The sequence below is a fragment of the Pseudomonas lurida genome (assembly GCF_013522705.1).
Classification (GTDB): Bacteria; Pseudomonadota; Gammaproteobacteria; order Pseudomonadales; family Pseudomonadaceae; genus Aquipseudomonas; species Aquipseudomonas quebecensis.
On record NZ_JAAMRE010000004.1, the window covers coordinates 37,333 to 54,902 of the forward strand.

Here is a 17,570-nt window from a genome sequence, read left to right on the forward strand (position 1 = left end):
ACCGTCATGCTCCCAACCTGCAAAACCACGCTTGCACACGTGCTGTTCGGGCTTACCGGTCTGGCCTTGGCTTTGCCCAGCCAGGCCGCCGACACCGTGACCATCGCCACGGTCAATAACAGCGACATGATCCGCATGCAACGCCTGTCCAAGGTGTTTGAGCAACAGCACCCGGACATCAGGCTCAACTGGGTGGTCCTCGAAGAAAACGTCCTGCGCCAGCGCCTCACCACCGACATCGCCACCCAGGGCGGGCAGTTCGATGTGCTGACCATCGGCACTTACGAGACGCCGCTGTGGGGCGCCAAGCAGTGGCTGGAGCCGCTGACGCAACTGCCGGCCGATTACGACGCCGACGATATCTTCCCGTCGGTGCGCCAGGGCCTGTCGGTCAACAACACCCTGTACGCCTTGCCGTTCTACGGCGAAAGCACCGTAACCTACTACCGCACCGACCTGTTCCAGCAGGCCGGCCTGAGCATGCCCGCGCACCCGACCTGGAGCCAGCTTGGCGAATTCGCCGCCAAACTCACCGTCAAGGACAAGGGCCAATACGGTATGTGCCTGCGCGGCAAGGCCGGTTGGGGCGAAAACGTCGCGTTGCTCAGCACCCTGGCCAACGCATTCGGGGCGCGCTGGTTCGACGAACAGTGGAAGCCTGAGCTGACCAGCCCCGAGTGGACGGCGGCGGCCAACTTCTACGTCAACACCCTCAAGCAATACGGCCCGCCGGGGGTGTCCAGCAACGGCTTCAACGAAACCCTGGCGCTGTTCAACAGCGGCAAGTGCGCGATCTGGGTCGATGCCAGCGTGGCCGGCTCGTTCACGACCGATAAGAGCCAGAGTAAAGTCGCTGACAGCGTCGGCTTTGCCGCGGCCCCGACCGAAGTCACCGACAAAGGCTCCTCCTGGTTGTACGCCTGGTCGCTGGCAATCCCGGCCACCTCCAGGCACAAGGATGCCGCCAAGGCCTTTATCGCCTGGGCCACGTCCAAGGACTACATCCAACTGGTCGCCGACAAAGAAGGCATCACCAACGTACCGCCGGGCACACGCCAGTCCACCTATAGCGCGGCATACCTCAAGGCTGCACCGTTTGCCCAGGTGACGCTGGAGATGATGCGCCATGCCGACCCTGCGCACCCATCGCTCAAACCGGTGCCGTATGTGGGCATCCAGTACGTGACCATCCCCGAGTTCCAGGCCATCGGCACCTCGGTCGGCAAGTTGTTCTCGGCCGCGCTCACGGGCGGCATGTCGGTCGATCAGGCCCTGCAGCAGGCGCAGACCAGCACCGAGCGCGAGATGAAGCGCGCCGGCTATCCCAAATAATCCTCAGGACATCACCATGAAACGACTCGACGGTAAGAGCGCGCTGATCACCGGATCGGCGCGAGGCATCGGCCGTGCCTTTGCCCAGGCGTACATCGCAGAAGGCGCCACGGTGGCCATCGCCGATATCAACCTGCAAAAGGCTCGTGAAACCGCCGCCGAGCTGGGGCCCCAGGCCTACGCGGTAGCGATGGATGTGACCGACCAAGGCTCCATCGACGCCGCGATCGATGCGGTGGTGGCCCACGCCGGCAAATTGGACATCCTGGTCAACAACGCGGCGTTGTTCGACCTGGCGCCCATCGTCGACATCACCCGCGAAAGCTTCGAACGGCTGTTCTCGATCAACGTCGGCGGCACGCTGTTCACCTTGCAGGCCGCTGCGCGGCAGATGATCCGCCAGGGCCACGGCGGCAAGATCATCAACATGGCCAGCCAGGCCGGTCGACGCGGCGAGCCGCTGGTGGCGGTGTACTGCGCGACCAAGGCGGCGGTGATCAGCCTGACCCAATCAGCGGGATTGAACTTGATCAAACAGGGCATCAACGTCAACGCCATCGCCCCCGGCGTGGTGGACGGCGAGCACTGGGACGGCGTGGACGCGCTGTTCGCCCGGCATGAAGGCCTGGCGCCGGGCGAGAAGAAAAAACGCGTAGGGGCCGAGGTGCCGTTCGGGCGCATGGGCACCGCGCAGGACCTCACCGGTATGGCGATCTTCCTGGCGTCCAAGGAAGCTGACTATGTAGTGGCCCAGACCTACAACGTCGACGGCGGTAACTGGATGAACTGAGCCCTGCCGGGCAGCAAGGCTACTCGGCAAAACTGCGATCGAAAAAATACACCGACCCAGGCTTCAGCTGTTCCAGCGTGGCCTGGGGCCGGCCGCCTTCACCCGGCTTTTTACGCCCGGTCTCGCGCAGGTATCCCGCCTCGGTCAGCTTCAATAGACGCTGACGAATACTGGTCTTGAGCACCGGCCTGCCCAACACCAGGGAAAAGATCGACGTCGCTTGCGGCGCGCTGAATTCATGCCCGAGGAACATCAACGGCAAGCTGCTGTATAACGACTTGGACAAGAGCCGCTCGAGCACGGATGCAACGATCAGGTTGTGATCGAACGGCAGCCTGATCCTGCCATCCGCCACGGCATTCAACGAGAACCAGCCCTGACGCTCCCCCAGGCTCACTTCCTGCGCCACGATTGCCAGGTAATACGTCGACGACGACCAGCAGCGCGGGTCGCGGAAGGCATCGCCCACCGTGCCGACCTGTTCGCACCAGGCCAGCTCCAGGCCGACCTTGTCACTGGCGCGCAATCGCTCCACCGCATCCTTGAGGCTCAGATCTTGCACGCCGCCATTGACCACCACCCCCGGCAGTGCCCAGTGACCGGCGAACGGTTGCGCATCGCGCTGGTTGAGCAGCAGTTTGAGTTCTCCCGAGGCGCGGCAGTAAAACAGCACGCACAGATCGACGGTGTGCAGGTACGGGCTCAGTGACATGGGACATCCTTCCTAACAACGATGGGTACAGTCTAACGGATCGAAGCGATATGTCATGTACTCGCGTTGGCACATATAAATAAATGTTTCTTGCTTTGAAAGTACATGACGTGTACTTTTGTTTCCAGGCCACAGGAGAAACGCCATGACCCTTTCGAAAACTGCCATTGCTTCATTCGACGTCGATGCCCAGAAGAGCTTTACGCCGCTGTGCCCCAACGAGTTGCCTGTGGCCGGCGGTGACCGGATCGGCGCCGAACTCAACTACATGGCCAGCCTGGCCGGGCACCGCATCGGCAGTAAAGACGCGCACACCCCCAACGCTCCGTGGGTGGTTCGGGAGCAGGCCGAGATGATGCAGGCCACCGGCCTGGTCCACGCCGATCTCACCTGGGTCAGCCACTGCGTGCCGGGCACCGAAGGGTTTACGTTGCTCGACGAACTGCCCACGCCCTATGACTACGATTACTTCGTCTGGAAAGGCGTCGAGCCTGACCTGCACCCCTACGGCGCCTGCTACCACGATCTGCACGACAAACTGTCCACCGGCGTCATCGAGTATTTGAAAGCCCACGGCGTGCTGCGAGTCATCGTCGGTGGCCTGGCCCTGGACTTCTGCGTCAAGACCACTGCCTTGCAACTGCTCAGGGCCGGCCTGGAGGTGGTCCTGCACCTGCCGGCGTGCCGCGGGATCAGCGAGGAGGGCGGCGAGCAGGCCGTCAATGAGTTACTCAAGGCCGGTGCCGCTGTCAGCCGCACCCGCGAAGAACTGGCCGCGATGGCCACGCGTTAAGGAGAGACACCATGGAAAGTGCATACGACTACCAAGCCCCGGTGATCCAGGGCCTGCTCGACACCGATTACTACACCTTCACCATGATGCAGGCGGTGTTGCACCAGCACCCCAACGTCGATGTCGAGTACAACTTCATCGTGCGGTCCAAGGAAAAACTCGGCCACCTGATCCCTGAACTGCGCGCCGAGCTTGAGAAACTCGCCGACCTGCAGATGCGCGAGGGCGAGCTGCGCTTTCTGTTCAACCCGCGCTTTCGCGAGTACCTCTCCCCGGATTACGAGCGCTTCCTCGGGCTGTTCCGCTTCAACCTGCGTTATATCCACGTCAGCGAAGTGGACGGCCAGCTCAACGTCCGCGTGATCGGTCCGATGCTGCACTGCATCATGTTCGAACAACCGGTGCTGGCGCTGGTCAGCGAACTGCGCAATCGCGATAAATACCCCGACGTGACCCTCGAAGACGTCACCCGCAAGCTCTATCAGAAATTCGACTGGCTGGAGAAAAACCTCAGTCGCGACGAACTTGCCGATTTGCGCGTCTCGGACTTTTCGACCCGCCGGCGCCTGTCGTTCAAGGCCCAGCGCGAAGTGGTCGACATCATGCGCCGCGATTTCCCCGGCCAGTTCATCGGTACCAGCAACGCACACCTGGCCTATGAGTTCGACTTGCCGCTGATCGGCACCATGGCTCACCAATGGCTGATGGTGCACCAGCAACTGGGGCGCCTGCGCGAGAGCCAGAACGCCGCCCTGGAAAACTGGGTGCGTGAATACCGGGGACGCCTCGGTGTCGCCCTGACCGATTGCATCAGTACCGATTTCTTCCTCAAGGATTTCGACCTGTACTTCGCCAAACTCTACGACGGCCTGCGCCAGGACTCCGGTGACCCCATTGTGTGGGCCGACAAAGTGCTGGCCAGATACAAGGAACTCGGCATCGACCCGATGACCAAAGACCTTATGTTTTCCGATGGGCTGAACTTCGAAAAATGCGTGCCGATCCTGCGCCACATTCGCGGCAAGGCACGGTTCGGTTTCGGCATGGGCGCCAGCCTGGCGTGCGATGTGGACGGCGTGGAGCCGCTGAGCATCGTGATGAAACTGGTGCGGGTCCATGGCGAACCGGTGGTGAAGTTCTCCGATGACCCGGTGAAAAACGTCTGCGAAGACGCCTCGTTTTTGCAGTACGCCGCGCAAGTCTTCAACGTTGGCAAAGTGGAGGTGTGACATGCAAACCCAGGACCGCATCGCTCAGGAACTGAACATCAACCGCGCGCTGGGCAAGGGCGGCGAGCCCCAGGAAATCCAGCGGCGCATCGATTTCATCAAACACACGCTGCGCCAGTCCGGCTGCACAGCGCTGGTGCTGGGCATCAGCGGCGGTGTCGACTCGCTGGTCGCCGGCCGCTTGTGTCAGCTGGCCGCCGAGCAACTGCGTGACGATGGCTATGCCGCGCGTTTTATCGCCATGCGCCTGCCTTACAAGAGCCAGGCCGATGAACACGATGCCCAGGCCTCCCTGGACTTCATCCAGCCGGACCAGATCGACACGCTGAACATCGCCGCCAGTGTCGACGGCTTGATGGCCAGCCTGGAGGCCAGCGAAGCCAGCGCCGCGCAGGTGGATTTCATCAAAGGCAACGCCAAGGCCCGCGCCCGCATGATCGCGCAGTACGCCGTGGCTAACCTGCACAACGGGCTGGTGGTGGGCACCGACCATGGCGCCGAAGCGCTGATGGGGTTCTTTACCAAATTCGGCGACGGCGCCTGCGACCTGGCGCCGCTGTCCGGTCTGACCAAGACCCAGGTACGCCTGCTCGGCACCGCGCTGGGCGCGCCGGCCAACCTGGTCAAAAAAGCCCCCACCGCCGACCTCGAAGAACTGGCGCCGGGCAAACTCGACGAAGTGGCTTACGGCTGCACCTACGACGATATCGATGCCTACCTGATGGGCGAACCCGTCAGCGAGCAGGTACGCACGATAGTGGAGAACGCCTACCACAAGACCGCACACAAACGCGCGCTGCCCATCGTTCCCGTCTAACCTCGCACCCTGTCCGGGACGAGTGGGCTTGCTTATGGTGAACAGGCTCGCAGGTGGTGAGCGAGCCCGCTCACCACGAGAACCTCATCTTCTCAGGCTATGTTTCACCGAAGATGTGCAGCCACCAACCCTAACCACGATGCGAAGCGAGCCGCTCTTGCTCTCGCTTTTGCTTTTGATCTCAGGCGCCCCGTTAACCACGCTGGCCGGAATTCGGCATTGATTTGGAGGGTAAACCGGCAGGGATGCCGGTTTAGCCGCCCCGCGCCATGGATGGCGCGTGGCGGCGGCCCTCCAAATCAATGTCGGATTACGGGTACACCGAGCCTAGGCGAGGTGCCGAGTGGTGGGGCAAAGCGTTTTTGGTTACTTTTGGCGCTCTTCCAAAAGTGACCCGCCGTAAGGGCGGAACCCATAGCCGCCGTAACCGCAGCAACGGATATGTACTCGGTTTAATCCAACATTCTGGTCGGCTGTCAGGCCGCCATCGGGGGCAAGCCCCCTCCCACATTTAAAATCCTCTGGGCCACCCCACGGCAACTCGGTGAATCTGGCCCCGATAGCCATAGATATCTACACACGTTTCAAAGGCTGAAATAACTCCGTGGTGAGCGGGCTGGCCCCGCGCTCTACCGCTCAATCGACCGGCTCCACCGCGCATTCCACTCCGGCCGCGCCTGGTTCACCTGGTCCCAGTCAATTGAAATCGCCGACTGCAAATACCCCTGCATCGCTTCCACCCGCGCGCGGGTCTTGTCGGTGGTCGGCGTGGTTGGGTTCGAGGGGATCTGGTCACCTTCCTCCAGCGCCGGTGCCTGGGCCTCGGCGGTCAGCAGGTAGGCTGCGAGTTTCTGCGCCAGCTCCGGCTGGTCGTTGCGGGCAATTACGCATTCGGCGACGTTCAGCACCACCGCGCCTTCCTTCGGTTGCGCATATTCCATCGGTACGCCGAGCAGTTTCTGCGTGGCGACCTGGGTTGGAGTGAGGGGAAAGATCGCGGCTTCGTCGGTCTGTACCATCTCGGAGATTTTCGCCGAGCTGGCGATGTATTCCAGCACGTTGGGCCCGATGGTTTTCGGCCAGGCCTTGAAGCCGGGGTCGACGTTGGTCTCGTCGCCGCCCTGCAAACGGTTGAACATCAAGAAACCGTGCAGGCCGAAGGTGGAGGAGGCCAGGGACTGGAACACCACTTTGTCCTTGAAACGCGGGTCGGCCAGGTCCATCCATGAAGTGGGCGCGGCCCAGCCTTTTTCCTTGAACAGCCTGGCGTTGTAGCCAAGGCCGGTGACGCCCAGAGTCACGGCCACCGCTTCGTCCTTGATTTTCGCCTTGGGCGGAATCTGCTCCAGGGTCGGGCTGGGGGCCAGTTTGTCGCACAGGCCCATGGAAATGACGCGGTACATGATGCCGTCGTCCAGGAACATCACGTGCATCTGCGGGTTGTCTTTGTTGGCCTGGACCTTGGCGAGAATGTCCGACGAGGTGCCGGGCACGATCACCACCTTGACGTTGTTGGCCTTCTCGAACGCAGGCAGCACTTTGTCGGCATACACCCGTTCCATGGTGCCGCCGTTCATGCCCAGGTACAGCGTCGGCGCGGCATGGGCGCCGGCGGCGAACAGGGCGAGGGTCAAGCAGGACAGCGCATTGCGTGGGTTCATGGTTGTTCCTCTCAGGCTTGGAAACGACGGATGGAAAACGCTTCGATGGGCTGGCGGCTGCGGCCGGAGCAGACGAGCTCTGCCAGGGCTTCGCCGACGGCGGGACCGAGCTGGAACCCGGCGCCGGCAAAGCCGAAACCGTGGAGCAAACCCGGTGTGGTGGTGCTGGGGCCGATCACCGGTTCGTGATCGGGCAGGTAACCTTCGGTGCCGCTCCAGGTGCGGATCGCCTGGGCGCCCTGGAGAAACGGGTACAGCTCGGCGGCATTGCGCAGAATCTCCAGCACCGCCGCCTGTCCGGGGCGAGCCTGGCGCGGGCCCAGGGCAAAGCCGCGCCCGCCACCGAGGATGCAATTGCCGCGCGCGACCTGGCGCGCGTAGATTCCGCCGCCTTCAACGCCGGTGCTGACGTTCATCACCACCGGCAGCGGCTCGGTGACCAGCATCGCCGGGTGCGCCGAGGTGATCGGCACCGGCTCGCCGAACTGTGCGGCCACGCTGCCGGCCCAGGCTCCGGCGCAGTTAAGCAACCAGGGTGCGCGTAGCTGCAGGCCGTTGGCGCAGTGCACCTGGAACGCCTGCCCGTCATGCTCGATGTGCACCACCTCAGCCTGCTCGTGCACCGCCGCGCCGTGCCGTTGCGCGGCGCGGGCAAAGGCCGGTGATACCAGGCGCGGGTTGGCATGCCCGTCTTCCGGGCAGAGCGAGGCGCCGACCGCCACGTCACCTACCCATGGGAAACGCGCGCGCAGTTCGACGCGGTCCAGCAGTTGCAGGCCCAGATCAAACTCGCGGGTGCGCTCGGCGTAGGCGTGCAGCGCGTCGAAATCGGCGGCGCTGCGGGCCAGCTTCAAATGCCCGCAGCGCACGTATTCGCCGTCGATGCCGATCAGCCCCGGCAACTCGCCCCACAACTGATGGGCGCGTTGCGACAGCGGCAGTTGATGCAAGGGCCGACCCTGGCGGCGCACGCCGCCGTAATTGACGCCGCTGGAATGCGAGCCGCAAAAGTCGCGCTCCAGCAGCGCCACGCGCTGGCCTTTATGGGCGAGCATCATTGCCGCCGAAGCGCCGACAATGCCGCCGCCCAGTACGATCACATCGGTCATGGCTGCACCTGCACGCCGAACGGCAGCGGCTTGATGGGGGCCTGGCCACGCAGGCGGCCCACGTCTTCAACGTTGCGGCCGCTGCGCTCGGCGACAATCTCCGCTGCCGCCAACCCGCACATTCGGCCCTGGCAACGGCCCATGCCGACCCGGCAGTGGGCTTTGACCCGGTTGATCTCCCAGTGCCCCTCATCCACCACCGCGCGAATATCGCCGGCGCTGACTTCTTCGCAGCGGCACACCATCAAGCGGTCCGGCGCCTGCGCCGCCCAGTGTTCAGGAAAGGGGAATGCGCTTTCCAGGCCCTGGCGAAAGCGCTGGATGCGCGCCAATTGGCGTTCCAGAACGGCGGGGCGTTGTTGATCGATGGCAATACCGGCGTCCTCCAGCAACGCCAGCGCCGCGCGTTCGCCGGCCATTTGGGCAGCATCCGCGCCCATGATCCCGGCACCGTCGCCCGCCAGGTAGACGCCTTCCACGTTGCTGCGCCCGGCGCTGTCGCGGGTGGGCAGCCAGGCACGGTTCAAGGGGTTCCAGGCGAAAGCGCAACCGAGCAGGTCCGCCAGTTGGGTTTCGCTGCGCAGGGCATGGGCGAAAGCGACCGCGTCGCAGGCGAGGGTGTGCGTGCCCCAGCGAATGCCGCTGACGCGTTGTTCACCGTCGATCTGCGCGAGCGTCGCGCCTTGGTGTACGGGCACTCCGTGAGCCGTCAGCCAAGCGCGGTAGTACAAGCCCTTGGCCAGGGTCGCCGGTTGCCCGAGCAGCGCCGGCAACGCCCGGCATTGAGCACTGAACGGCGCGCTGTCGAGCACCGCCACCACCGTTGCGCCGGCCTTGGCGTATTGATACGCCACCAGATACAGCAATGGCCCGCTGCCACAGAGCGCCACCCGCTCACCGATGGCGCAGCCCTGGTACTTCAGGGCGATCTGCGCCGCGCCCAGGCTGTACACGCCGGGCAAGGTCCAGCCAGGCACCGGCAGGATACGGTCGGTGGCGCCGGTGGCGACGATCAGCCGTGAGTACTCGAGGCTGTCGGCGTGGTCATCCGTGAGCAAGTCCAGGCGCTGGTCCTCGGCATTCCACACCAGGGTACGTGGCCGATAGTCGATCAACGGCGCCAGTTCATCCAAGGTGCGATGCACGGCTTCGGCCTTGCTCGCTTCGAAGCCATAGAGTTGCCGGGCGGTGCGCTGGAAGCCCTCGGGTTGGCGCCGATAAATCTGCCCGCCACCGCGCAGGCCTTCGTCCACCAGGCAGGCTCGGATGCCATGGTCGAGCAGGGTGCGCGCCGCGCTGATCCCCGCCGGGCCTGCGCCCACAATCACTACCGGCTTCATGCTGTGCGCCCCGGATCGCGGCGGATCGCCTGGCCTGCTTCCAGCAGCGTCGAACAGGCGCGTACGCGCCGACCGTCTTCCAGCCACACCCAGCAATCCTGACAGGCGCCCATCAGGCAGAACCCTGCACGGCGTTCGGCACTGAAGTCGCTGCCGCGCAGATGTTCACCGCAGGTCAGCACGGCGGTCAGCAGCGTGTCGCCGAGCAGGGCGCTGGCCGGTTGACCGTCAAGCGTAAACGCGATGGCAGGGCGTGCGGTGTCGGCCAAGCGTTTGAACAGGGCCATCAATGTTTCCCCACCAGCACGCGGTCCAGGCCGTAGACCCGGTCGAGCAGAATCATGGTCGCCGCCGTCAGCGCGATCACCAGCGCCGACACCGCCGCCATCATCGGGTCGATGGATTCGGTGGCGTACACGTACATGCGCACCGGCAGGGTTTGCGTGGCCGGCGAGCTGACAAAAATCGACAAGGTCACTTCATCGAAGCTGTTGATGAACGCCAGCAGCCAGCCACCGGCCACGCCGGGCAGGATCATCGGCAGGGTGATCAGGCGGAACAGCGTAAAGCGACCGGCCCCCAGGGACTCGGCCGCCTGTTCGGCGCTGCGGTCGATACCGATGGCCGCCGCCAGCACCAGCCGCAGCACGTACGGGGTGATGATCACCACATGGGCCAGCATTAACCAGGTGAAGCTGCCGTTCACCCCCATCAGGGCGAACAGGCGCAGCATCGCCACCCCCAGTACCAGGTGCGGGATGATGATCGGCGACAGGAACAAGGCACTGAAAAAGTTGCGTCCCACAAACGAGTAGCGACTGATCGCCAGCGCCGCCGGCACCGCGATCAGCGTGGCCAGGGTCGCAGCGCTGAACGCCAGGATCAGGCTGTTGTAGAACGCCAGGATAAAGTCGGCGCGCTCGAACACCGCGCGGAACCAGCGCAGGGAGAACCCCTGGGTAGGCAGGCTCAAGGTGTTCTCCGGGGTGAACGCCACCAGGCATACCACCACCAGCGGCGCCATCATGAACAGCACCACCAGGCCATGGAAGCCGAGCGCCAAAGGACCGTTTCTGGACATGTGTCTAAACCCCCAGGGACTTTTTGTAGCGACTTTCGAGCAGGCGGTTCCAGCTCAACATGATCAGCAGGTTGACCAGCAGCAACACCACCGCGATGGTCGCGCCCATAGGCCAGTTGAGTTCCGAGAGGTACTGGTCGTACACCACGGTGGCGACCATTTTCAGACGCCGCCCGCCGAGCAGGCCGGGGATCGCAAACGAACTGGCGGCCAGGCCGAACACAATCAGGGTGCCGGACAGCACCCCGGGCATCACTTGGGGCAACACGATCCTGCGCATCACCGTGGCCTGGCTGGCGCCGAGGGACAGCGCCGCCTGTTCGGCCGACGGGTCGAGTTTTTGCAACGAGGTCCACACCGGAATGATCATGAACGGCAGCATCACATGCACCAGCGCGATGATCACCGCGAACGGCGTGTACAACAGCTTCACCGGGCGCCCGCCGAGCACTTGGATCAACTGATTGATCAGGCCGTCGGCGCCGAGCAGCAGGCTCCAGCCAAACGCGCGCACCACCACTGAAATCAGCAGTGGGGTGAGGATCAGGATCAGAAAGATCGAGCGCCACGGCGTGCCCATGCGGCTGAGGATGTAGGCCTCCGGTACGCCGATCACCACGCACAGCAGGGTGACCAGCGCGCTGATCCAGAAGGTGCGCCAGAAGATTTCGTAAAAGTACGCGTCGCTGAAAAGCGCCAGGTAATGGGCCAAGGTCCACTCGCCGGCTTTCACCCCTACCTGATAATCGAACACGTTGAACGACAGTACCAGGGTCAGCCCCAGCGGCAGGATCAGCAGCCCGCTGAACAGCAGCAGCGCCGGCAGCGACAGCAGGTAGCCCCGACTCATGGGCGCACCTCGTCGGTGGCCAGCACGCGCAGCAGCTCGGCCGGCCATTCCAGGCCGACCACCGCGCCGTTGGCCAGCGGCGCGCTGCCGTCGTTGGCGCGCACCACGGTGATTTCACCCAACGAAGTGTGGATGCGGTAAAGCCATTGGCTGCCAAAGAAGAAGCGGTCGAGCACCTGGCCTTGCAGGCGCCCGCTGCCGGCGTCCACCAGTTGGATTTTTTCCGGGCGCAGACTGAGGGTCAGTTCGCCATCGCCGCTTTCATGCCGCACTTGCGGCGTGCCGAGGGCGTCGTAATCGCCGGGCAACAGGTTGGCCTTGCCTACGAAGTCAGAAATAAAGCGTGTGCGTGGGTGTTCGTAGAGGGTGTAAGGCGCGTCGATCTGGGTCACGCGGCCGGCCTCCATCACCACCACGCGGTCGCTGATGGACAGCGCTTCGGCCTGGTCGTGGGTGACCATCAGCGTGGTGATGCCCACGGCGCACTGAATGCGGCGGATCTCGAACTGCATCTCTTCGCGCAGGTTGGCGTCGAGGTTGGACAGCGGTTCGTCCAGCAGCAACACCGGCGGTTCGATCACCAGGGCGCGCGCCAGGGCCACGCGTTGGCGCTGGCCGCCGGACAGCTCACGCGGGTAGCGCTCGGCATGGGGGGCCAGGCGCACCAGATCGAGCACGGTCTTGACCTTGCCGGCGATCTCGGCGGCGGGCACGTTGCGCATCTTCAGGCCGAAGGCGACGTTGTCGCGCACGCTCATGTGCGGGAACAGCGCGTAGCTCTGGAACACTACGCCCAGGCCACGGCTGGCGGGCTTGGCATGGGTAATGTAGCGCCCATCCAGCAGGATCTGGCCGCTGGTCACCTCGACGAAGCCGGCGATCATTTGCAGGGTGGTGGTCTTGCCGCAGCCCGATGGGCCGAGCAGGGAAACGAACTCGCCTTTTTCCACGGCCAGGTCGGTGGCAACCACTGCGTCGACGGCGCCGTAGCGTTTGCTCAAGGCGATGAGTTGGAGAAATGCCATGTCTGCGTTCCACCTTTTTCAGTCGCGTCGAAACGCGCTTTTTTTGTTTTGGGCAGATGCGAAAAGAATGTTGCGGGTGCGTTGGCGCTCGATCTCAAGTCGGCTGCCGTGTGTTGTTCGTTTTCGCCCCTGTGGACGCAGATTAGGACGAAGACTAGGATGCGTGGAAGATGGAATTTCACTGAACGGACTACTTTTTTCAGTTTTATTCACTCACCAGAATTAAAAGAGAGAACAGGCGATATGGATTCCACTGAGCGGAATGAAAACCTCAAGGAAGTCGGTGCTGGCGGCGTATCACGGTTGTTTGCGCTGCTGCGCACGTTGGGCGAGGTTTCGCAAGACGGCGAACGTGTGACCCAGCTTGCGCAACAGGTCGGCCTGTCCCAACCCACCACCCACCGCCTGCTGCGCAGCCTGATGGAGGAGGGCATGGTGGAGCAGGACGCGCGCAGCAAGCGCTATCGCCTGAGCCTGGAGTTCTTCGCCCTGGCGGCCAATGCGGGCAAGACCGGTAACCTGCGCGACTTGGTACGACCGAGCCTGTTGCGCCTGAGCGCCTCCTTGGGCGATTCGCTGTTTTTACTGGCGCGCAGCGGCTTCGATGCGATCTGCCTGGACCGCAGCGAAGGCCCGTACCCGATCCGCACCTTCACCGGTGACATCGGTGGGCGCGTCGCTCTTGGCGTGGGTCAGGGCAGCCTGGCGATCCTCGCGTTCCTGCCGGAGGAAGAGCGCGAAACCGTGATCCGCTACAACCTGCCTCGGCTCAAGGATTTTCACCTGTACGACGAAGTGCTGCTGCGTTCGGAAGTGGAGAACGTGCGCACCCTGGGCTACGCGGCGCGTAACACCGGGGTGCTGGAAGGCATGGCGGGCCTGGCGGTGCCGATCCTCGATCGCGATGGGCACGCGGTGGCCGCATTGAGTGTGGCGACCATCAGTGACCGGTTGGGGCCGAGTCGCCTGCCTATGGTGGTGGAATTGCTCAAGCGCGAAGCCGCGGCCATCGGGCCGAGGATCAATCCGTTTGATCCGACGTTGCGCAGGCCGTCGAAGACGTTTGGCGATTGACCTGGGGGCTGAATCGGAGGGCAAGGCCTACTTTGGCGGGGATACTTTTCTCACTGCGTTCGGGCCGTGGTCCGAGCGTGCAAATGTCATGTTCTTTCAGGAGGTTGTACTGTTACTGCGGGGTGCTGGAACCGTTAAGTCGTAGGCCGCCACACAGGGAAAGTGATCCAGTGCAGGGTTTGCCTGGGTTGACAGTGTAGGACTCCATTAACGAGGAATGATGATGAGCATGTTTTATCCGCCTGCGCCAAATTGCATGAGAAACGAGGCTTCCTATAACGCGATGCCAGTCAGCCAAGGTCAGTGGCGTGGTGCAGGTCAACCTGCACTGAGCGGTGGAGCGCTTCCTCCTGTGCGTATTTTGGGAGAGTTTGCAAACAACTTCGACTATTTCAGAACCCCAGGTTCTCCTTTCGTTTCGCGTGACACGCTTGAGCATGTGGCCGAACGTCCCATGACCGGCGACCCTTACCATGACCGGATGACCATGCTCGCCAGGGAGATTTCCCGCAATCCTGAAATGGCTGACATGCTGGATGGCATCACCAATGGTGGTCAGCAGGATGGTCTTATCAGTCCGGACGATGTGCTCGAGAGTATGGCGGTGTACGGCGCCCCAAATACGTCCTCTCTTATGAACACAGACGATCAGCTCGCGAATACGGTTCTGTCCAGCGCGCGAAACGCGTCCACCGCCTTCTCGTCAGCCATGCGGGAGGTCGGTCCTGCAGGCATGCCCGGGGGAATGCGGCAACAACGAATGAACCAGGTTTTTGCGCCGTGGCCTTCCTCTACAGGCGACACCTTGGGCGGTAAGGCTTCGGAATATGACGCCAAGCCTTATGCCAACGACAGCAACGAAGCCCTTTCCAATAAAGTACTGGCCCGTTTCAGCGCGCTAGAAGATCCGGATGCCCCAGGGTTTATCACCGATAAATCACTGAGTTCCGTCGCCGGCGGCTTTCACTTGGATGGGCGCCCAGCGACCCGGGATGAAGTGGACATCGCCAGGGAGGTGCAGAATCGGGGTGACTTGTTCAAGTCGCTCGACCGTGGTCAAAGCGGTTCGGTGGATGGCCGTTTCTCCCGAGACGACCTTGTTTACCTCTCCGATAACGATAAGGGAATGAGCGATTACGACCTGCTTAAAGGTATCAAGGATAACTTCAGGCAATATACGGCGGGCGCCAACGACAGGTTCATCAACGTCTCCGAACTGGAAGAGGCAGCAGGTAAGAGGCCATCAACTCGAACGTTCACTCCAGAGGCGCGCCAACTGGCGGCTGAACTGCTGAGACGCCCAGGCTTGTTGCGTGAAACGGATATCGGCATTGGCGACAACGGTCCGGGCGCTGAAGACCGCCGATTCGATATGATCAACATCGACTACATGATGGGAAAACGAAAGCCGGACGCCAACTGAGATCGCGTGGTCTGGTCAGCTCGAGCCGCTATGGCGGTTAGCAAGGCAGCTCGGCTGATCATCATCTCGATAAAGGACAAACCTCGGGAAGGTCGGATCCAATTACGGTATAACCCTCGAACGCTTTTGTGATCCGAGGCCCCGTTTTTCATGCAAAGCCCTTTGCAACGCCCGCTGTGGCAGGTCTACCTGATCTTTCTCGCACCCATGGTGCTGTCCAACTTCCTGCAGAGCTTTTCCGGCACCCTCAATGGCATCTATGTCGGGCAGATGCTCGGTACCCAGGCGTTGGCAGCGGTCTCGGGGATGTTTCCCATCGTGTTCTTTTTCATTGCCCTGGTGATCGGCCTGGGCGCTGGCGCGTCGGTATTGATCGGCCAGGCCTGGGGTGCCCAGGAAACGGGCATGGTCAAGTCGATTACCGGCGCCACGTTGACCCTGGGCGCACTGGTGGGGTTGATTGCGGCGGTGCTTGGCAGCCTGTTCGCGCGCTCGGCGTTGCAGGCACTGGGGACACCGCTGGATGTGCTCGACGATGCGGTCGGCTATGCGCGGATGATGATGCTGATCATGCCGTTGCTGCTGGTGTTTATCCTCTACACCCAACTGTTGCGCGGGGTCAGCGACACGATTTCACCTTTGCTGGCGCTGATGGTCTCGACCCTGGTCGGCTTGCTGCTGACTCCGGCATTGATACGCGGCTGGCTCGGCCTGCCACCGCTGGGCATCCAGAGCGCGGTGTACGCCGGCCTGGTGGGTAACGCTGCGGCGATGCTGTTTTTGATCCTGCGCCTGCGCGGTAAAAATCATGTAATGGCACCGGACCGCGAGTTGCTTGCAGCGTTACGCCTGGACCGCGCGATTCTCGGCAAAGTCCTGCGTATCGGCTTGCCCACCGGCCTGCAGATGGTGGTGTTGTCGTTGTCGGAATTGGTCATCCTGGCCCTGGTCAACGGCCACGGCTCCCAGGCCACGGCGGCTTATGGCGCGGTGACGCAGATCGTCAACTACGTGCAGTTCCCGGCCTTGTCCATTGCCATCACCGCCTCGATCCTCGGCGCCCAGGCCATCGGCGCCGGGCGCCTGGAGCGCATCGGGCCGATCCTGCGCACCGGGCTGCTGATCAATACCTGCCTGACCGGCGGGTTGATTGTGCTGGGTTATGCACTGTCGCACTGGCTGCTCGGTCTGTTCATCACCGACGCGGCGGCACGGGTCAACGCCGAACACCTACTGCACATCATGTTGTGGAGCATCCTGGTGTTCGGCTTTCAGGCGGTGGTGGGCGGCATCATGCGCGCCAGCGGCGTGGTGCTGATGCCGGTGGCGATTTCGATTTTCTGCGTGCTGTGCGTCGAGTTGCCGATGGCCTACCTGTTCAATGCCCATTTCGGTCTGGAAGGGGTGTGGATGGCGTTCCCGGTCACCTACTTGGCGATGCTCGGGCTGCAGACCGCGTATTACCGGTTGGTATGGCGGCATAAGCAGATCAAACGGTTGGTGTGATAGAAAAAATGCGCACATTCGGCACCGGCGGCGTCTGAGTCATGACAAACCCTTACGCGAATTTACTTCAGGTTCCCGGCGCCCGCGCCTTTGTGCTGGCGGGCATGCTTGCGCGCATGACTGGGGTGTCGGCGGTTGGGGTAGTTTGCTATGCGCTGGGGTGAAGTTCTGCGAAGTGATGTTGCAGGAACTCATTCAGCGCCTGACGCGTCAGGTCATTGAGCGTGACTTTCCTGCGGGTCGCCGCCAGCGCCGCAGCTAAATGCAGGTCATGTCCGACCCGCACATTGAAAGATCCCTTGCAGGGTTTTTCCGGGGTTTGACCAAGGTTCTGGCACGTCACGAGATAGTCGTCCACGGCCTCCTGAAAAGCGGCATCCAAATCAGCCACGGTTTTTCCTTCGTAGCTGATCAGCGCCTTGATGAATAGGATCTTGCCGAACAGGCAGTTGTCTTCAAGGCTGGCCTCGATAGAGCCGATGTAGCCTTTGTGTTTGAGTTGGTTGTTCACTGAATCAGTTCTCCTGATTTCAATTGTTCGATGATCTGGCGTCGAATGTACTGCTTCAGTTCGTTGCCAGGGTGAGGCTTGTGCAGCGTGATCATTGCAGTGGGGTCGCCACTGTCGAACTTGACGCGGCTTCCAGCCCCTTCGATCTGTGTGTAGCCCAGGCGACGCAGCAGCGTGACGAGTTCGGGCCATGTAAATGCCATTTGCTCATTGAGCAGTTTGGCCAGCAGCTTTTCATTTTTGGACACGGCGTTCCTTGCGTGTAACTAAATGTAGTTGCATAAGGTGGTTTCCGTCAATGCTAGCTCGGTTACGTG

The 17,570-nt window shown here is 62.4% G+C and carries 18 protein-coding genes; 8 read left to right on the plus strand and 10 right to left on the minus strand.

The annotated features are described in order from the left end of the window. Positions 1-6 precede the first annotated feature (6 nt). Together G7025_RS04955 and G7025_RS04960 are read left to right on the plus strand one after the other, a co-directional pair. Complete coding sequence (locus G7025_RS04955) at positions 7-1,332, plus strand: ABC transporter substrate-binding protein (RefSeq protein ID WP_181077042.1); 1,326 nt, start codon at positions 7-9, stop codon at positions 1,330-1,332. Positions 1,333-1,348: 16 nt separating this feature from the next. Next, on the plus strand, positions 1,349-2,122 hold the full coding sequence (locus tag G7025_RS04960) for an L-iditol 2-dehydrogenase (RefSeq protein WP_181077044.1): 774 nt from the start codon (positions 1,349-1,351) through the stop codon (positions 2,120-2,122). A 19-nt stretch (positions 2,123-2,141) separates the two neighbouring features. On the opposite strand, the gene G7025_RS04965 is transcribed toward G7025_RS04960, so the two are convergent. Then, positions 2,142-2,834, minus strand: coding sequence for an NUDIX hydrolase (locus G7025_RS04965; protein WP_181077046.1), 693 nt, complete (start codon positions 2,832-2,834; stop codon positions 2,142-2,144). Between the two features lie 145 nt (positions 2,835-2,979). On the opposite strand from G7025_RS04965, the gene G7025_RS04970 reads away from it, so the two are divergent. The 3 genes from G7025_RS04970 to nadE are packed head-to-tail and all read left to right on the plus strand — an operon-like array spanning position 2,980 to position 5,673. Beyond that, positions 2,980-3,627 carry a nicotinamidase gene (locus G7025_RS04970; RefSeq protein ID WP_181077047.1) on the plus strand — a complete coding sequence of 216 codons (648 nt, stop codon included), beginning with the start codon at positions 2,980-2,982 and terminating at the stop codon, positions 3,625-3,627. Positions 3,628-3,638: 11 nt separating this feature from the next. Continuing rightward, positions 3,639-4,856: a nicotinate phosphoribosyltransferase gene (gene pncB, locus G7025_RS04975; protein ID WP_181077049.1), complete on the plus strand. Its 1,218-nt coding sequence runs from the start codon at positions 3,639-3,641 to the stop codon at positions 4,854-4,856. A gap of 1 nt (position 4,857) precedes the next feature. Further along, complete coding sequence (nadE, locus tag G7025_RS04980; RefSeq protein ID WP_181077051.1) at positions 4,858-5,673, plus strand: ammonia-dependent NAD(+) synthetase; 816 nt, start codon at positions 4,858-4,860, stop codon at positions 5,671-5,673. A gap of 629 nt (positions 5,674-6,302) precedes the next feature. On the opposite strand, the gene G7025_RS04985 is transcribed toward nadE, so the two are convergent. From G7025_RS04985 to G7025_RS05015, 7 genes are read right to left on the minus strand one after another with little or no spacing between them, the layout of a single operon-like run. Then, on the minus strand, positions 6,303-7,334 hold the full coding sequence (locus G7025_RS04985) for an ABC transporter substrate-binding protein (RefSeq protein ID WP_181077053.1): 1,032 nt from the start codon (positions 7,332-7,334) through the stop codon (positions 6,303-6,305). Between the two features lie 11 nt (positions 7,335-7,345). Further along, positions 7,346-8,443, minus strand: coding sequence for an NAD(P)/FAD-dependent oxidoreductase (locus G7025_RS04990; RefSeq protein WP_181077055.1), 1,098 nt, complete (start codon positions 8,441-8,443; stop codon positions 7,346-7,348). Next, entirely contained in the window at positions 8,440-9,783 is a 1,344-nt protein-coding gene (locus G7025_RS04995) for an FAD/NAD(P)-dependent oxidoreductase (RefSeq protein ID WP_181077057.1), read from the minus strand. Before G7025_RS04995 ends, G7025_RS04990 begins: the two co-directional genes overlap by 4 nt. After that, on the minus strand, positions 9,780-10,070 hold the full coding sequence (locus G7025_RS05000; RefSeq protein WP_181077059.1) for a (2Fe-2S)-binding protein: 291 nt from the start codon (positions 10,068-10,070) through the stop codon (positions 9,780-9,782). Before G7025_RS05000 ends, G7025_RS04995 begins: the two co-directional genes overlap by 4 nt. Continuing rightward, complete coding sequence (locus G7025_RS05005; protein WP_181077061.1) at positions 10,070-10,864, minus strand: ABC transporter permease; 795 nt, start codon at positions 10,862-10,864, stop codon at positions 10,070-10,072. Before G7025_RS05005 ends, G7025_RS05000 begins: the two co-directional genes overlap by 1 nt. Positions 10,865-10,868: 4 nt before the next feature. Then, positions 10,869-11,714: an ABC transporter permease gene (locus G7025_RS05010; protein WP_181077063.1), complete on the minus strand. Its 846-nt coding sequence runs from the start codon at positions 11,712-11,714 to the stop codon at positions 10,869-10,871. Further along, complete coding sequence (locus G7025_RS05015; RefSeq protein ID WP_181077065.1) at positions 11,711-12,739, minus strand: ABC transporter ATP-binding protein; 1,029 nt, start codon at positions 12,737-12,739, stop codon at positions 11,711-11,713. The genes G7025_RS05010 and G7025_RS05015 overlap by 4 nt, the downstream gene beginning before the upstream one ends. A gap of 243 nt (positions 12,740-12,982) precedes the next feature. Between G7025_RS05015 and G7025_RS05020 the strand changes: the two genes are divergently transcribed. From G7025_RS05020 to G7025_RS05030, 3 genes are all read left to right on the plus strand, one after another. Continuing rightward, the gene (locus G7025_RS05020) at positions 12,983-13,813 is read left to right on the plus strand and encodes an IclR family transcriptional regulator (RefSeq protein WP_181077066.1); all 831 of its coding nucleotides are present in this window, start codon (positions 12,983-12,985) and stop codon (positions 13,811-13,813) included. Between the two features lie 223 nt (positions 13,814-14,036). Beyond that, entirely contained in the window at positions 14,037-15,236 is a 1,200-nt protein-coding gene (locus G7025_RS05025) for a hypothetical protein (protein WP_181077067.1), read from the plus strand. 150 nt (positions 15,237-15,386) lie between these two features. Further along, complete coding sequence (locus G7025_RS05030; RefSeq protein ID WP_181077068.1) at positions 15,387-16,742, plus strand: MATE family efflux transporter; 1,356 nt, start codon at positions 15,387-15,389, stop codon at positions 16,740-16,742. A gap of 148 nt (positions 16,743-16,890) precedes the next feature. Here G7025_RS05030 and G7025_RS05035 read toward each other — a convergent pair whose 3' ends face one another. Together G7025_RS05035 and G7025_RS05040 are read right to left on the minus strand one after the other, a co-directional pair. Then, positions 16,891-17,253, minus strand: coding sequence for a type II toxin-antitoxin system HicB family antitoxin (locus G7025_RS05035; protein WP_181077070.1), 363 nt, complete (start codon positions 17,251-17,253; stop codon positions 16,891-16,893). Continuing rightward, complete coding sequence (locus tag G7025_RS05040) at positions 17,250-17,501, minus strand: type II toxin-antitoxin system HicA family toxin (protein ID WP_181077071.1); 252 nt, start codon at positions 17,499-17,501, stop codon at positions 17,250-17,252. Before G7025_RS05040 ends, G7025_RS05035 begins: the two co-directional genes overlap by 4 nt. Positions 17,502-17,570 lie beyond the last annotated feature (69 nt).

What these genes read in the sequence shown, in the direction of transcription:
- G7025_RS04955 (WP_181077042.1), top strand. Translation starts at nt 7, where the DNA reads ATGCTCCCAACCTGCAAAACCACGCTTGCACACGTGCTGTTCGGGCTT.
- G7025_RS04960 (WP_181077044.1), top strand. Translation starts at nt 1,349, where the DNA reads ATGAAACGACTCGACGGTAAGAGCGCGCTGATCACCGGATCGGCGCGA.
- G7025_RS04965 (WP_181077046.1), bottom strand. Translation starts at nt 2,834, where the DNA reads ATGTCACTGAGCCCGTACCTGCACACCGTCGATCTGTGCGTGCTGTTT.
- G7025_RS04970 (WP_181077047.1), top strand. Translation starts at nt 2,980, where the DNA reads ATGACCCTTTCGAAAACTGCCATTGCTTCATTCGACGTCGATGCCCAG.
- pncB (WP_181077049.1), top strand. Translation starts at nt 3,639, where the DNA reads ATGGAAAGTGCATACGACTACCAAGCCCCGGTGATCCAGGGCCTGCTC.
- nadE (WP_181077051.1), top strand. Translation starts at nt 4,858, where the DNA reads ATGCAAACCCAGGACCGCATCGCTCAGGAACTGAACATCAACCGCGCG.
- G7025_RS04985 (WP_181077053.1), bottom strand. Translation starts at nt 7,334, where the DNA reads ATGAACCCACGCAATGCGCTGTCCTGCTTGACCCTCGCCCTGTTCGCC.
- G7025_RS04990 (WP_181077055.1), bottom strand. Translation starts at nt 8,443, where the DNA reads ATGACCGATGTGATCGTACTGGGCGGCGGCATTGTCGGCGCTTCGGCG.
- G7025_RS04995 (WP_181077057.1), bottom strand. Translation starts at nt 9,783, where the DNA reads ATGAAGCCGGTAGTGATTGTGGGCGCAGGCCCGGCGGGGATCAGCGCG.
- G7025_RS05000 (WP_181077059.1), bottom strand. Translation starts at nt 10,070, where the DNA reads ATGGCCCTGTTCAAACGCTTGGCCGACACCGCACGCCCTGCCATCGCG.
- G7025_RS05005 (WP_181077061.1), bottom strand. Translation starts at nt 10,864, where the DNA reads ATGTCCAGAAACGGTCCTTTGGCGCTCGGCTTCCATGGCCTGGTGGTG.
- G7025_RS05010 (WP_181077063.1), bottom strand. Translation starts at nt 11,714, where the DNA reads ATGAGTCGGGGCTACCTGCTGTCGCTGCCGGCGCTGCTGCTGTTCAGC.
- G7025_RS05015 (WP_181077065.1), bottom strand. Translation starts at nt 12,739, where the DNA reads ATGGCATTTCTCCAACTCATCGCCTTGAGCAAACGCTACGGCGCCGTC.
- G7025_RS05020 (WP_181077066.1), top strand. Translation starts at nt 12,983, where the DNA reads ATGGATTCCACTGAGCGGAATGAAAACCTCAAGGAAGTCGGTGCTGGC.
- G7025_RS05025 (WP_181077067.1), top strand. Translation starts at nt 14,037, where the DNA reads ATGAGCATGTTTTATCCGCCTGCGCCAAATTGCATGAGAAACGAGGCT.
- G7025_RS05030 (WP_181077068.1), top strand. Translation starts at nt 15,387, where the DNA reads ATGCAAAGCCCTTTGCAACGCCCGCTGTGGCAGGTCTACCTGATCTTT.